This is a genomic window from Terrabacter sp. Root85 (assembly GCF_001429185.1).
GTDB lineage: Bacteria > Actinomycetota > Actinomycetes > Actinomycetales > Dermatophilaceae > Terrabacter.
In genome coordinates this window covers 338,464-352,377 of sequence record NZ_LMIW01000011.1, presented here as the reverse complement: position 1 = coordinate 352,377, position 13,914 = coordinate 338,464, and the positions used below count along the sequence as shown (strand labels likewise).

12 protein-coding genes are annotated in these 13,914 nt (G+C 69.8%); 7 read left to right on the top strand and 5 right to left on the bottom strand.

The genetic code is table 11. The features are described from left to right. Positions 1 to 87: 87 nt before the first annotated feature. The gene (locus ASE25_RS17780) at positions 88 to 1,056 is read right to left on the bottom strand and encodes an SDR family NAD(P)-dependent oxidoreductase (RefSeq protein WP_056778585.1); all 969 of its coding nucleotides are present in this window, start codon (positions 1,054 to 1,056) and stop codon (positions 88 to 90) included. Positions 1,057 to 1,172: 116 nt separating this feature from the next. Here ASE25_RS17780 and ASE25_RS17775 point away from each other — a divergent pair, with 116 nt between their 5' ends. From ASE25_RS17775 to ASE25_RS17745, 7 genes are all read left to right on the top strand, one after another. Next, on the top strand, positions 1,173 to 2,018 hold the full coding sequence (locus ASE25_RS17775) for a hypothetical protein (protein ID WP_056826875.1): 846 nt from the start codon (positions 1,173 to 1,175) through the stop codon (positions 2,016 to 2,018). After that, positions 2,018 to 3,940, top strand: coding sequence for a fumarate reductase/succinate dehydrogenase flavoprotein subunit (locus ASE25_RS17770; protein WP_056826874.1), 1,923 nt, complete (start codon positions 2,018 to 2,020; stop codon positions 3,938 to 3,940). Before ASE25_RS17775 ends, ASE25_RS17770 begins: the two co-directional genes overlap by 1 nt. Next, positions 3,937 to 4,692, top strand: a complete 756-nt coding sequence (locus tag ASE25_RS17765; protein WP_056826873.1) for a succinate dehydrogenase/fumarate reductase iron-sulfur subunit — start codon at positions 3,937 to 3,939, stop codon at positions 4,690 to 4,692. The genes ASE25_RS17770 and ASE25_RS17765 overlap by 4 nt, the downstream gene beginning before the upstream one ends. A 186-nt stretch (positions 4,693 to 4,878) precedes the next feature. Beyond that, the gene (locus ASE25_RS17760) at positions 4,879 to 5,532 is read left to right on the top strand and encodes a succinate dehydrogenase cytochrome b subunit (protein WP_200959155.1); all 654 of its coding nucleotides are present in this window, start codon (positions 4,879 to 4,881) and stop codon (positions 5,530 to 5,532) included. A gap of 36 nt (positions 5,533 to 5,568) precedes the next feature. Then, entirely contained in the window at positions 5,569 to 7,536 is a 1,968-nt protein-coding gene (locus ASE25_RS17755) for a fumarate reductase/succinate dehydrogenase flavoprotein subunit (RefSeq protein ID WP_157623494.1), read from the top strand. Continuing rightward, positions 7,533 to 8,276 carry a succinate dehydrogenase/fumarate reductase iron-sulfur subunit gene (locus ASE25_RS17750; protein ID WP_056778567.1) on the top strand — a complete coding sequence of 248 codons (744 nt, stop codon included), beginning with the start codon at positions 7,533 to 7,535 and terminating at the stop codon, positions 8,274 to 8,276. The genes ASE25_RS17755 and ASE25_RS17750 overlap by 4 nt, the downstream gene beginning before the upstream one ends. Before the next feature lie 74 nt (positions 8,277 to 8,350). Continuing rightward, positions 8,351 to 9,922, top strand: coding sequence for a D-alanyl-D-alanine carboxypeptidase family protein (locus ASE25_RS17745; protein WP_056826871.1), 1,572 nt, complete (start codon positions 8,351 to 8,353; stop codon positions 9,920 to 9,922). Between the two features lie 71 nt (positions 9,923 to 9,993). Here the strand turns inward: ASE25_RS17745 and ASE25_RS17740 are convergent, their stop codons facing one another. From ASE25_RS17740 to ASE25_RS17725, 4 genes are all read right to left on the bottom strand, one after another. After that, a complete protein-coding gene (locus ASE25_RS17740; RefSeq protein ID WP_056826870.1) occupies positions 9,994 to 10,956 on the bottom strand; it encodes a glycosyltransferase in 963 nt (320 codons plus the stop codon). Further along, positions 10,949 to 12,112 carry a glycosyltransferase family 4 protein gene (locus ASE25_RS17735; RefSeq protein ID WP_157623490.1) on the bottom strand — a complete coding sequence of 388 codons (1,164 nt, stop codon included), beginning with the start codon at positions 12,110 to 12,112 and terminating at the stop codon, positions 10,949 to 10,951. The genes ASE25_RS17740 and ASE25_RS17735 overlap by 8 nt, the downstream gene beginning before the upstream one ends. A 75-nt stretch (positions 12,113 to 12,187) precedes the next feature. Then, positions 12,188 to 13,282 (bottom strand): YihY/virulence factor BrkB family protein, encoded by a 1,095-nt coding sequence (locus tag ASE25_RS17730; RefSeq protein ID WP_056778554.1) that lies wholly within the window; start codon positions 13,280 to 13,282, stop codon positions 12,188 to 12,190. Positions 13,283 to 13,306: 24 nt separating this feature from the next. Then, positions 13,307 to 13,837: a 2'-5' RNA ligase family protein gene (locus ASE25_RS17725; RefSeq protein ID WP_056778550.1), complete on the bottom strand. Its 531-nt coding sequence runs from the start codon at positions 13,835 to 13,837 to the stop codon at positions 13,307 to 13,309. Positions 13,838 to 13,914: the final 77 nt, after the last annotated feature.

Below are 13,914 nucleotides of genomic sequence, written 5' to 3'. Positions count from 1 at the left end.
TGCGCCAGGCGCTACCTGCGCATCGAGCGACGGACTTGCTGGCTGCGCTCCTGACCGTCGACCGAGGACGTATGCCGTCCGACGGGCTCAGTCGTCCGCCGCGGGCACCCGGGTCGCCTCGCGGACGAGCGCCCAGAGCCGCGCGACCTGCTCCGGCGTCTCGACCCCGACGGGTGCGTAGTGCGTCGCGCGCCGTCGCCGGTCGTGCCAGAAGCCGCCGGTGCCGATCGCGTCGGCCGTGGCCGTGAGCCACACCGCGGTGTCGGCGCCCGCGTCGGCATCCCGCAGCAGCGGCCCGGTGAGCGCCGCGAAGCGAGGCAGCGAATCGGTGACACCCGGGGTGTCGGCCCAGCCGGGGTGCATCGAGTGGACCCGGATGTCGTCGGACGCGAGATCTCGCGCCCACAGCTCGGTGAGGACCAGCTGCATGCGCTTCGTGCGGGCGTAGGCCGTGACACCCGAGTAGTCGCCCGACGCGTACTCCCAGTCGTCGACGTCGAGCCGCTGACCGTAGGCGCCGCCGGACGTCACGAGCACGACCCTTCCGCCCGCGAGCGCCTCGCGGAGCCCGTAGGTGAGCACGTGGGGGCCGAGCACGTGGGTGGCGAGGGTCAGCTCGTGGCCCTCCGGCGTGACCGTGCGTCTCGGGGGCATGACCCCGGCGTTGTGGACGACGGCGTGCAGCCGCGGCACGTCAGCGACGAACCGGCGCGCGAACTCCGCAGTCGCGGCGAGGTCGCTGACGTCGGCGACGTGGGCCGTCACCTCCGCGAGGGGCTGCTCGGCGAGCAACCGGGAGCGGGCGTCGTCGAGACGGGAGGCGTCGCGGCCGGTGAGGTGCACCACGGCGCCGAGGTGCGCGAGACCGCGAGCCGTCGCCAGGCCGAGGCCACCGCTCGCGCCGGTCACGAGCACGTGGCGCCCGACGAGTGCCCCGGGCACCGGGTCGTGCGGCCACCAGGCACGGCGCACGGCGGGCCCGATCTTCGTGTAGCCGAGGACCAGGGACTTGTCCATGGCCCAGTCGAGGGCCGCGGCCGCTGCGTGGAGCACCATGGCCCCACCCTAGGTGAGCGCACGCAGGCGTCGACGATCCTCGCTTCACCCCCTCGTGGCGCGCGTCACACTAGAGTGTGCGACGGCGCCCGACCAACGACGGTGAGGTTCGCAGGATGAGTGAGACGAGGCTCGACCCGGCTTCCGGCGCAGGAGGTTCCGTCGCCGGTGGCGTCGGCGCTCCGGGGCGGGCCCAGATCCCCGGGCGCACCCTGCGCGGCGACCGGTGGTGGGTCCAGCCGGTCATCATCGTCACGCTGCTCGTCCTCTGGCTGCTCTACGCGCTGGTGCGGACCTCCATGCAGCGGTACTACTTCGTCGAGACGTACCACTACCTCACGCCGTTCTACTCGCCGTGCGTCACCGCCTCCTGCGTCCCGGGAGCCCGCCACCTCGGCACCTGGATGGGTGAGCTCCCGCCGCTCGTCCCGTATGCGTTCTTCCTGCTGCCGATCCTGCTGGGCTTCCGGCTCACCTGCTACTACTACCGCAAGGCGTACTACCGGTCGTTCTGGCTCTCGCCGCCCGCCTGCGCCGTGGCCGAGCCGCACGCGAAGTACACGGGCGAGACGCGCTTCCCGCTCATCCTGCAGAACGTCCACCGCTACTTCTTCTACGCCGCGGTCGTCGTGTCCGGGATGAACACGCTGGACGCCTTCGACGGCTTCCACGGCAAAGACGGCGGCATCGGCATGGGCCTGGGCACGCTCATCATGCTCGTCAACGTCGGCTTCCTCTGGCTCTACACGGCGTCGTGCCATTCGTGCCGACACCTCATCGGTGGCCGGCTCAAGCACTTCTCGAAGCACCCGATGCGCTACCGGGCCTGGACCGTCGTCTCGCGCCTCAACACCCGGCACATGCAGCTGGCCTGGACCACGCTCGGCACCCTCATGGTGACCGACGCCTACATCGCCCTGGTCGCGTCCGGGGTCGTCACGGATCTGAGGTTCTTCAACTGATGGCCGCCGAGCTGGAGCACTTCGAGTACGACGTCGTCATCGTCGGGGCCGGTGGGGCGGGCCTGCGCGCCGCGATCGCCGCGCGCGAGGCAGGACTTCGCACGGCCATCATCTGCAAGTCGCTCTTCGGCAAGGCGCACACCGTCATGGCCGAGGGCGGCATCGCCGCGAGCATGGGCAACGTCAACAGCAAGGACAGCTGGCAGGTGCACTTCCGCGACACGATGCGCGGCGGCAAGTTCCTCAACTCGTGGCGGATGGCCGAGCTGCACGCCAAGGAGGCCCCCGACCGCGTGTGGGAGCTCGAGACCTACGGCGCCCTCTTCGACCGCACTCCGGACGGACGGATCAGCCAGCGCAACTTCGGGGGCCACGAGTACCCCCGCCTCGCCCACGTCGGCGACCGCACCGGGCTCGAGCTGATCCGCACGCTGCAGCAGAAGATCGTCTCCCTCCAGCAGGACGACGAACGTGAGTCCGGCGACCCGGAGAGCCGGCTGAAGGTCTTCGCCGAGGTGACGATCACCGACCTGCTCCAGGACCCGAGCGGGGCCATCGGCGGCGCCTTCGGCTACTGGCGCGAGTCGGGTCGGTTCGTCCGCTTCAACGCCCCCGCCGTCGTCCTGGCCACCGGGGGCATCGGCAAGTCGTTCAAGGTCACCTCGAACTCATGGGAGTACACCGGGGACGGACACGCCCTGGCCCTGCGCGCGGGGTCGACTCTCGTCAACATGGAGTTCATCCAGTTCCACCCGACGGGCATGGTGTGGCCGCCCTCGGTCAAGGGGATCCTCGTCACCGAGTCGGTGCGCGGAGACGGCGGCGTGCTGAAGAACTCCGAGGGCAAGCGCTTCATGTTCGACTACGTGCCCGACGTCTTCCGCGGCCAGTACGCCGAGACCGAGGAGGAGGGCGACCGCTGGTACACCGACCCCGACAACAACAAGCGCCCCCCGGAGCTGCTCCCCCGCGACGAGGTCGCACGCGCCATCAACTCGGAGGTCAAGGCCGGCCGCGGGTCACCGCACGGCGGGGTCTTCCTCGACATCGCCACGCGGCGTCCCCCCGAGGAGATCCTCAAGAAGCTGCCGTCGATGCACCACCAGTTCAAGGAGCTCGCCGACGTCGACATCACGAAGGAGGCGATGGAGGTCGGCCCCACCTGTCACTACGTCATGGGTGGTGTCGAGGTCGACCCGGACAGCGCCGCCGCCGCGGGGGTGCCTGGCCTCTTCGCCGCCGGAGAGGTGTCCGGCGGCATGCACGGGTCCAACCGCCTGGGCGGCAACTCCCTCTCGGACCTGCTCGTCTTCGGCGCCCGCGCCGGAACCGGCGCCGCGGCATACGTCCTGTCACTGGGCGACGGTCGGCCGGACGTCGACCAGGCGGTCGTCGACGCCGCCGCAGCCGCTGCGCTCGCGCCGTTCGAGGAGGAGGGCGGCGAGAACCCGTACACCCTCCACCAGGAGATGCAGCAGACGATGAACGACCTCGTCGGCATCATCCGCACGGCCGCGGAGATCGAACGCGCACTCGAACGGCTCGAGGACCTCAAGGCCCGCGCCGAGCACCTGACCGTGGAGGGCCACCGGCAGTTCAACCCGGGCTGGCACCTCGCCCTCGACCTGCGCAACATGCTCGCCGTCAGCGAGTGCGTGGCCCGGGCCGCGCTGCTGCGCCAGGAGAGCCGCGGTGGCCACACCCGCGACGACTACCCGACGATGGACCCGCGCTGGCGGGGCCGCAACCTCATCTGCTCGGCGGACGGCGACGGCATCGTGGTGCGCGAGCAGCCGATGCCGGCCATGCGCGGCGACCTGCTGGCCCTCTTCGACACGGGCGAGCTGGCCAAGTACCTCACGCCGGACGAGCTGGCCGACGTGCCGGCACCGGTGACGCCCATCGACGGGAGCGGGTCATGAGCTACGACGCGAGGTTCCGGGTCTGGCGCGGCGACGCCGACGGCGGCGAGCTCGTCGACTACACCGTCGAGGTCAACGAGGGCGAGGTCGTGCTCGACATCATCCACCGCATCCAGGCCACCCAGTCGGGTGACCTCGCGGTGCGTTGGAACTGCAAGGCCGGCAAGTGCGGATCGTGCAGCGCCGAGGTCAACGGCATGCCACGGCTGCTGTGCATGACCCGGATGTCGACGTTCACCGAGGACGAGGTGGTCACCGTGACGCCGATGCGTGCCTTCCCGGTCATCCGCGACCTCGTGACCGACGTGTCCTTCAACTACGCGAAGGCCCGCCAGATCCCGGCGTTCGCGCCGCCCGAGGGGGTGGCGCCCGGCGACTACCGGATGCAGCAGGTCGACGTCGAGCGCTCGCAGGAGTTCCGCAAGTGCATCGAGTGCTTCCTCTGCCAGGACACCTGCCACGTCGTGCGTGACCATGAGAACAACAAGGAGGCGTTCGCCGGACCCCGCTTCCTCATCCGTGCGGCCGAGCTCGACATGCACCCGCTCGACGCGCGTGAAGACCGTGCGGACTTCGCCCGCGACGCCCAGGGCATCGGGATGTGCAACATCACGAAGTGCTGCACCGAGGTCTGCCCCGAGCACATCAAGATCACCGACAACGCGATCATCCCGATGAAGGAGCGCGTGGTCGGCCGTCACTACGACCCGCTCGTGTGGCTGGGCACGAAGATCGGTCTCCGCAAGCGCTGAGCGCCCGGAACGCGCTGACCTCGGTGACCGGCGTATGACAGTGGAAATGGTCACACTCGGCGTCTACCGGACGGTAGCCGTCGGACCGCGCGAAGCCTCGGGGATAAGGTTTCGACCGTGGCCACTCAAACTCTCCCGGTGACGGGATCGAATCGACCTGCATCGGCCCGCCGGAACACCGTGTTCATGAAGATGCTCATGGCCGGCTCGGGCGCGTTGTTCGTGTTCTACGTCCTCGTGCACATGTACGGCAACCTCAAGATCTTCGCCGGCGTCGACGCGTTCAACGAGTACGCCGAGCACCTCCGGACGTTGTTCACGCCCTTCCTGCCGTATGCCGGCTTCCTCTGGCTCTTCCGGGTCCTCCTCATCGCGGCGCTGGTGGCTCACGCGTGGTCCGCGTTCTACCTGTGGAGCCGTGCTCGCAGCGCCCGGACGACGCGCTACGTGGCCAAGGCCGCGGCCCGTGCGACGGTCAAGAGCAAGATGATGCGCTGGGGCGGCGTCGCGCTGCTCCTCTTCCTCGTGTGGCACCTGCTCCAGTTCACGATCGTCAAGTTCAACGTCGGCTCGCTTCCGGCCGAGGGCAACCCGGGCCTGCTCGTCATCAGCAGCTTCCAGGTGTGGTGGGTCGTCCTGATCTACCTGCTCGCCCTCGTCGCCCTGGGCCTGCACCTCTACCACGGGGTCTGGAGCGCCACCCAGACCCTCGGCTGGGCCGGCAATGCCGCCGCACGCCGTCGCGCCAAGACGCTCGGGACGGTCATCGCGCTCGTCACGAGCGTGGGGTTCGCCCTCCCCCCGCTCGCCATCCTCTTCGGCCTCGTCAAGGGAAGCTGACCAGTGACCACGACATCCACGACGCCCTCCTCCCCCGTGCCCGGTCTCGTCCACGGCGTATACGCCGAGGGTGAGCCGATCCGCGACACGAAGGCCCCGGCCGGCCCGATCGACCGCCGCTGGAACACCCGCAAGTTCGAGGCCTCCCTCGTCAACCCGGCCAACCGGCGCAAGCTGTCCGTCATCATCGTCGGCACCGGACTGGCCGGTGGCGCGGCCGCCGCGACACTCGGCGAGGCCGGCTACCAGGTCAAGTCCTTCTGCTACCAGGACTCCCCGCGTCGCGCGCACTCGATCGCCGCGCAGGGCGGGATCAACGCCGCCAAGAACTACAAGGAGGACGGCGACTCCGTCTACCGCCTCTTCTACGACACCGTCAAGGGCGGCGACTACCGCTCGCGCGAGTCGAACGTCTACCGCCTCGCCGAGGTCAGCACCAACATCATCGACCAGTGCGTCGCGCAGGGCGTGCCCTTCGCCCGCGAGTACGGCGGCCTCCTCGACAACCGCTCCTTCGGCGGGGTCCAGGTCTCGCGCACCTTCTACGCCCGCGGCCAGACCGGCCAGCAGCTGCTCATCGGCGCCTACCAAGCACTGGAGCGCCAGGTCGCGGCCGGCACGGTGGAGATGTTCAGCCGCCACGAGATGCTCGAGGTCGTGGTCGTCGACGGTCAGGCCCGCGGCATCATCGCCCGCGACCTCGTCACGGGCGAGATCGAGACGCACCTCGCCGACGCCGTCGTGCTCGCGTCGGGCGGCTACGGCAACGTCTTCTACCTCTCGACCAACGCGATGGGCAGCAACGTCACCGCGACGTGGCGCGCGCACCGCAAGGGCGCTCACTTCGCCAACCCCTGCTACACGCAGATCCACCCGACGTGCATCCCGGTGGCCGGCGAGCACCAGAGCAAGCTGACGCTCATGTCGGAGTCGCTGCGCAACGACGGCCGCATCTGGGTGCCGAAGAACGCTGCGGACTGCGAGAAGGACCCGCGCCAGATCCCCGAGGAGGACCGCGACTACTACCTCGAGCGGATCTACCCCTCGTTCGGCAACCTCGTCCCTCGTGACATCGCGAGCCGCCAGGCCAAGAACGTCTGCGACGAGGGCCGCGGCGTCGGTCCCAAGGTCGGCGACTTCCGCCGCGGGGTCTACCTCGACTTCACCGACGCCCTGAAGCGCATGAGCGCCGAGGCCGTCGCGGAGAAGTACGGCAACCTGCTCGACATGTACCAGCGGATCACGGGTGAGAACCCGTACGAGGTGCCGATGCGCATCTACCCCGCGGTGCACTACACGATGGGCGGCCTCTGGGTCGACTACGACCTCCAGTCGAGCATCCCGGGCCTGTTCGTCACGGGCGAGGCGAACTTCTCCGACCACGGCGCCAACCGCCTCGGCGCCTCGGCACTCATGCAGGGCCTGGCCGACGGCTACTTCGTGCTCCCGCACACGATCCGCGACTACCTCGCCAAGGGCCCCTTCCCCAAGCTCGAGGAGTCCCACGAGGCCGTCGTCGAGGCCCGCGCCTCGGTCGACGCGCGTGTCGCCAAGTTCCTGTCGATCAACGGCGACCGCTCGGTCGACTCGTTCCACAAGGAGCTCGGCAACATCATGTGGGAGTTCTGCGGCATGGAGCGCTCCGAGGAGGGGCTGCTCAAGGCCATCGACCTCATCCGCGGCCTGCGCGACGAGTTCTGGCGCAACGTCAAGGTGCTCGGCAGCGCCGACACGCTCAACCAGAGCCTCGAGAAGGCCGGCCGCGTCGCCGACTTCCTCGAGCTCGGAGAGCTGATGTGCATCGACGCGCTGCACCGTCGCGAGTCGTGCGGTGGTCACTTCCGCGCCGAGTCCCAGACCGAGGACGGCGAGGCGCTGCGTCACGACGACGAGTACGCCTACGTCGCCGCGTGGGAGTGGGGCGGTCAGGACGGCGCGCCGGTCCTGCACAAGGAAGACCTGGTCTACGAATTCGTCGAGATGAAGCAGCGGAGCTACAAGTGAATCTGACTCTCAAGATCTGGCGCCAGTCCGGGCCCAAGGCCAAGGGCGAGATGGTGACCTACCCGGTCACCGACATCTCCGAGGACATGTCGTTCCTCGAGATGCTCGACGTGCTCAACGAGCAGCTCAACGCCCGCGGTGAGGAGCCGATCGCCTTCGACTCCGACTGTCGCGAGGGCATCTGCGGCATGTGCGGCCTCATGATCTCCGGCAAGGCACACGGCCCCGAGGTCACGACGACGTGCCAGCTGCACATGCGCAGCTTCTCCGACGGGGACGAGATCACCATCGAGCCGTGGCGCGCCGACGCGTTCCCGGTCATCAAGGACCTCGTCGTCGACCGCGGCAGCTTCGACCGCATCATCCAGGCGGGCGGCTTCATCAGCGCCAACACCGGCTCGGCCCCCGAGGCCCACTCGGTGCCGGTGCCCAAGCCCAAGGCCGACCGCGCCTTCATGGCGGCGGCCTGCATCGGCTGCGGTGCCTGCGTCGCGGCCTGCCCGAACGCGTCCGGCATGCTCTTCATGGGCGCGAAGATCACTCACCTCGGCGAGCTCCCCCAGGGCCAGCCGGAGCGTGACGCCCGCGTCGTCAACATGGTGACCCAGCACGACCACGAGGGCTTCGGCGGCTGCACGAACATCGGCGAGTGCTCCTCGGCCTGCCCCAAGGAGATCCCGCTCGACGTCATCAACCAGCTCAACAAGGACCTGCGCGGCGCCCTGATGCGCGGCGAGTGAGGCGCGACGCGCCCACCGCAGGACCCACGACGACCCGCCCCGGAGCATCCGGGGCGGGTTAGTCTTTCCCGGCGATGAAGCCTCGAGACCCGGCCCGACGTCGCCCGTGGACGGTCACCGTCGCGGGCGCGGCGCTCAGCGCGCTCGGGCTCGGGCTCGCCCTGACGACGACGTATGCCGTCCCGCCCGCCTCCGGTACGCCCCTCCCCCGCGTCGCACCCGCGGCAGCAGCACCCGTCGCCGCACCGACCTGTGCGGCGTGGCAGACCCGCCAGGCCGTCCCGGTCGGGGTCACGCTGACACCGCGGGTCTTCCCGACCGCCGAGCCCGCGGCCCGGACGTCGAGCGAGCGACCCTCCGCGACCACCTCCGCGACCACCTCCGCGACGACCTCCGCGTCGGCGCAGGCCCCCGTACCAGTCCCGCGCCCGACGGTCGCGGCGACACCGGCGAAGCCGCCGAAGGTCCGCGTCGTCTGCCGCAACGCGCCACCCACCCCCTTCGCCCATCCCGCGTGGAAGCCCGAGACGGTCGTCGGTGGCTCGCGCCTGGCCGAGTCCGGTGTCGTCGTCGACCGCCCGGCCTCCGTGCCCGCGCCGCCCGAGGTCTACGACGTCTCGTACGTCGTGGCCGACCTCGACACCGGTGAGGTCCTCGCCGCCAAGTCGCCGCACGCGTGGCTGCGCCCGGCCAGCACCCTCAAGACCCTGACCGCCCTGACGTTGATGCCGCGTCTCGACCCGCGACGGGTCGTCGTCGCCGGCCAGGACGCCCAGGACGCGGCCGGGTCGCGCGTCGGCATCCTCGCCGGCAACCGCTACCCCGTCTCGAGCCTCTTCGACGCCATGCTGATGTTCTCGGCCAACGACGCCGTCTACGCGCTCGCCGACGCCGCCGGTGGCTACGAGGCCACCGTGGAGCTGATGAACGTCAAGGCCCGTGAGGTCGGGGCCCATGACACCCTCACCGTCGACCCGAGCGGCCTCGACGACGGCGCCCAACGGTCGAGCGCCTACGACCTGGCGCTCATCGGGCGCGACGCCATGCGTCTGCCGGCCTTCCGCGCCACGATCACCAAGCGCGACAGCGTCTTCCCCGGCGGGAAGGACAAGCGGGGGAAGGTGTGGCCCGCCTTCCACGTCTACAACATCAACGAGCTGCTGCAGCACTACCCCGGCGCCGTGGGCATCAAGCCCGGCCGCACCGACCGGGCGCAGCACACCTTCATCGGGGCCGCGACCCGCGGTGGTCGCACCCTCGTCGTGACACAGATGGGCAGCATCACCGGCTCGTGGAAGCCGACGGCGGCCCTGCTCGACTGGGGCTTCGCCAACGCCGACCGGGTCACGCCCGTCGGGCGGCTCGTCGAGCCCGGCGAGGCCGCGGCGCCCGCCGCAGCACCCGAGCTGCCGGAGCTGCCCACCGGCGGCGCGACCGGCACCGGCGTCGGCTCGGGGCCCCTACCGGGGACCTCGGCGGGCACCGGCACGCCGGCCCCGGTCGCGGCCCCGGTCGCGGCCTTGGCGAGCGAGGCGACGGCATCCGACCGCACCAGGTCGCTCGTCGTGCTCGCCGCGGCCGGTGTCGTCGTCACCACCGGCGTCGTGCTCCTCGCGATCGCCCGGCGCCGGCGCCGCGCGGCGTGAAACATCCTTGCGCGCGATGGTCGCAGGGGCCCGGACTCACCGGACAGAACTCGCGAGAACTCCCATCCAGGTCACCTCGCCGGCCTGGCCCAATACCGCAGGGGACGGAGAGCCACCGCGTGCGCGAGGGCGTCCAGCAGGCCCCGACCGGCGATCAGCAGCTCGCCACGCCCGAGGGCAGTCACAGCGGAGTGCGCCTTGACGCGGGCTGTTCGACGCTGACGGGTCCGCCACTTCTGTCGGAGCGCTCGGCGCTGCGCATCGGAGTTCGCCCGTGAGAAGTAGGTCCGTGCCCAGACCCGACGCGTTTCCTGGATGTTCTGAGCCCCCGCGGAGTCAGAGGCGTTGGATCCGTGCCGCCGGTAGCCGACGCGAGCGCCGGGCAGGAACAGCACCGGTCCGTGTCTGAGTACCCGGAGCATCAAGTCCCAGTCGTCCGCGAGGACGTAGCTCGTGTCGGGTCCACCCACCTCGGTCACGATGTCCAGCTTGAGCATGACGCAGCTCGGAGGGCAGAGCCGGTTGTGCACGAACACGTCCTCGAAACGAACCTCGCGCCCATCGCTTGCCTCGAGCGAGGATGAGCTGCTGTCACCCATCATCGCGGCCGCGAACGCACCATCGTCGAATGGTCTTCCGTCAGCATCCACGAGGTCGACCAGCGCAGCGGCGCCCACGGCGTCCGACCGTTGACTCAAGCAGGAGACCGCGCGACTGAAGAAGTCGGAGGGCAGTACATCGTCCTGATCCAGGAAGACGACGTATGACGCACCAGGCGTGCTGGCTGCCATCGCGTGGTTCCGGGTGGACGCGATGCCCGACGAGCCCTTGGTGCGCAGACGCACCCGAGCGTCGGCTTGCGACCACCGGCGCACTCTTTCAACGCTGTCATCGCTGGACCCATCGTCGACGACGACGACCTCGAAATGGGGGTGAGTCTGTGAGATGACGCTCTGCAACGTCTCATCGATGAACCGAGCACCGTTGTAGAGCGGTATCACCACCAAGACACGCTCACTGTTCGGCTCAACCATTCGCGGGCACCTCTCGGCCAGGGCCCGCTGTCGGGAGCCCCCACTCCTTGAGGATCTCGTCCAATCGTTCAGCGCGGCCGGCCCAGCTGAATTCCTTTGACCGTTCACGAGCGCGTCGCCCGAGATCGCTGCGTGCCGTCGGGGCGTCAGCAAGCTGTCGCAAGACATCGATCAAGGCGCCTGGGTCGTTGCGCCTGATGACTATCGCAGCGTCCCCGGCGACCTCCGGCATGCCACCGGACTCCGTGACCACGGTTGCCACGCCGCTGGCGAGCGACTCCAACAGCGTGAGACCGCACGGCTCCTCCCATCGAGACGGGAGCGTCACGACATCTGCCCACTCGTAGTGTGCAGGAAGCTCTGCCCGCGGCGTGAAAGGCACGAACTCGACCCCACAGGACAGGGTTGAGGCGCGTCTGCGCAGGGCGCGCTCGTAGCTGGAGAGTGGGCCATCGATGGCGAAGCCCTCACTGCCCACGATCCTGACGGTGAGTCCGTGGATCCCGGCTCGCTCCACCGCATCCAGCAGCACGTCGGGGCCCTTCTCCGGCACGACCCGGCCCACGTACAAGATTCTCAGTCCGTCCCGGTCGGTCCGGTCCACGGGCACGAAGGAATCGGTATCGACACCGTTGACCAGGGAGACGACCCGGGAGCGCATCGAGCGAGGAACGCGGAGGCGCGTCCTTTCAGCCAGCCACTCACTGACGGTGATGATCCCCTCCAAACCGCGGACGGAGCTGTGAGCTGCCCACGGGGCTCCGTGCAGGATCTCGTTGTGTGCGTAGAGCACTGGCGCTGACTGGGCTGGAAGGAGAGTGGCCACGTTCGGCGCGTTGTGGAGCAGCACGGTGTGCGGTGCGTCGCTCAGGACCTTGAAAGCAGCACGGTACTCACGGGAGGCGAAGGGCCGGCCGGCGCCCATCCGAGCGAGGGCAGTGTCGACGAGACGGACTGAGCGGCTTCGCGGTGGGGCAGGCGGGTAGGAGATCACGTCTGCTGAGCTGTATCGCTCGGCATACGTTCCCTCAGCCACCAGAACCTGATGCCTGGCGCTCTCGGCCGTCGGACGCGCCAGCCCGTCGATCACCGTCATCACGGCCGATCCTGTCAACGGCGAGAAGTGGTCACCCGGCGTCGGCACATGGGCTATCACGGGTCGAATGTACCCAGCACGTGTCTGCCCGCACGGCGAACAGCGGTACTGACAGGCCTAGTGACCCGGGTCCCCTCAGCGGTGCTGCCGGCGAAGCCCAGCGACCAGCGCGGCCGAGGCGGCACCGACGACCGCACCCGCGGCGAGGCTGACCCGGTCGACCGCGCGGGAACCGGCGACGTCCCGCCCAGCCACGTCAGCGTGCCCGGGCGCCACCTCGAGGGGGGCTGCCGCATACGGCACGAGGCTGGTGTCGGCGCCGGAGGCGAGCGGGGCGATGAACACGGGGCGGGCGGCCCTCGACAGCGTCGAGCGGCCGGTGTCGTCGCCCAGGGCGTCGAGGTCGACGTCGTTCGCGGCCCACGCGGCCGAGAGGAGGATGACCTTGGACATGAGGTCGAGCCAGAAGAGCAGTCCGACCGAGAGCGCGACGGCCCCGAGCAGCGGGTTGGCCGTGGCATGGCTGACGAGGAAGCCGCCGAACAGCTTGAGCAGGGTGAGGATGACGGCACCGATCACCGCTCCCTGACGGATGTCGCGCAGCGGCAGCGGTGCTCCCGAGAGGGTCCGCAGCAGGACGACGAGGATGAAGGTGTCGAAGACGACGCCGATGAGAAGTCCCAGCAGGCCGACGAGGAGTCCGTTGCCCTCGAGACCGACCCACCCGGCAACCTGCTCGGCGAGACCCCCGATGCTGCTCGTGAGGATCGCCGAGACCGCGACGGCCGTGCCGACGGTCACCAGGACCAGCAGGTCACGGGCCATCGTCCGCACCATGGCGTGTGGCGCGACCTCGAGGCCGAAGACGCCGCGGATGCCGGTGCGCAGGGCCCGAACCCACCCCATGCCGGCGAACAGCAGCGTCACGAACGAGATGATGCCGGTCAGGGTCAGCGTCAGGCTCGCCGGTGCCTCGATGCTGATGATGCCGTCGGGGTTGCTCGGCGTCTTGACCATCCCGGGGAGGGCGTTGTTGAGCGAGTCGGCGATCGCGAGGACGAGATCGGGGCGGTCCTGCAGGACGAAGCCGAAGATCGCGAAGGCGAGCGCGAGCGCCGGGAAGATGGAGAAGAAGGCGTAGTAGCTGACCCCCGCCGCGAGCAGGTTGCCGCTCGACGTGCTGAATCGGGTCCACGCCCGGTACGGAGACAGGGCCTTGAGCCGATCCATGAGGGGCCCCAGCGCCGGCACCCGTCAGCCCCCGGTGAGGGTGAACTCGTGCACGGGACGCCACACGTCGTCCTCGCCCAGCTCGTAGAGGTGGTACGCGCCGACAGTGAAGGCGACGGAGTAGTCGGCGAGGTCGGTGAAGGCGAGGTCGAGCGACTCGGCCGGCACGTTGTGCGCCACGGTGACGTGCGGGTGGTAGTAGAACTCGAGGGCGCGGCTCACCGGCCCCGAGCGCAGCGACACCTCGAGCGCCTCGCAGTTCGAGACGCCCTGGGCCACCTGGATGAAGACGACGTCGGACAGCGGACGGAACGTGCCCGTGCCACGCAGGACGACGTCGAACGCGGCGTGCGCGGCGGCCACCTCGGCGCAGTGGCTCCGGAAGGCGGCATACGCCTCCGCGTCGACCTCGGTCGGCGGCAGCAGGGTGATGTGCGCGGGGATCTGCCAGGCCTGGGGGTCACCGAAGTCGGCCCGGCGACGTTGGAGATAGTCGCCGTGCGGGGCCGGGATCGGGATCGAGACGCCGATCGTCGTGGGGCGCGCAACACTCACGCACCCGACCGTACCCAATCTCCTCGACCAGTGCGGCCGCGGGCCTGCCGGACGTGCGGCGGCGTCCCCGCTCACGA

Bases quoted from the DNA above. Each gene is read 5' to 3' on its own strand.
- ASE25_RS17780 (WP_056778585.1), bottom strand. From the start codon at position 1,056: ATGGTGCTCCACGCAGCGGCCGCGGCCCTCGACTGGGCCATGGACAAG.
- ASE25_RS17775 (WP_056826875.1), top strand. From the start codon at position 1,173: ATGAGTGAGACGAGGCTCGACCCGGCTTCCGGCGCAGGAGGTTCCGTC.
- ASE25_RS17770 (WP_056826874.1), top strand. From the start codon at position 2,018: ATGGCCGCCGAGCTGGAGCACTTCGAGTACGACGTCGTCATCGTCGGG.
- ASE25_RS17765 (WP_056826873.1), top strand. From the start codon at position 3,937: ATGAGCTACGACGCGAGGTTCCGGGTCTGGCGCGGCGACGCCGACGGC.
- ASE25_RS17760 (WP_200959155.1), top strand. From the start codon at position 4,879: ATGAAGATGCTCATGGCCGGCTCGGGCGCGTTGTTCGTGTTCTACGTC.
- ASE25_RS17745 (WP_056826871.1), top strand. From the start codon at position 8,351: ATGAAGCCTCGAGACCCGGCCCGACGTCGCCCGTGGACGGTCACCGTC.
- ASE25_RS17740 (WP_056826870.1), bottom strand. From the start codon at position 10,956: ATGGTTGAGCCGAACAGTGAGCGTGTCTTGGTGGTGATACCGCTCTAC.
- ASE25_RS17730 (WP_056778554.1), bottom strand. From the start codon at position 13,282: ATGGATCGGCTCAAGGCCCTGTCTCCGTACCGGGCGTGGACCCGATTC.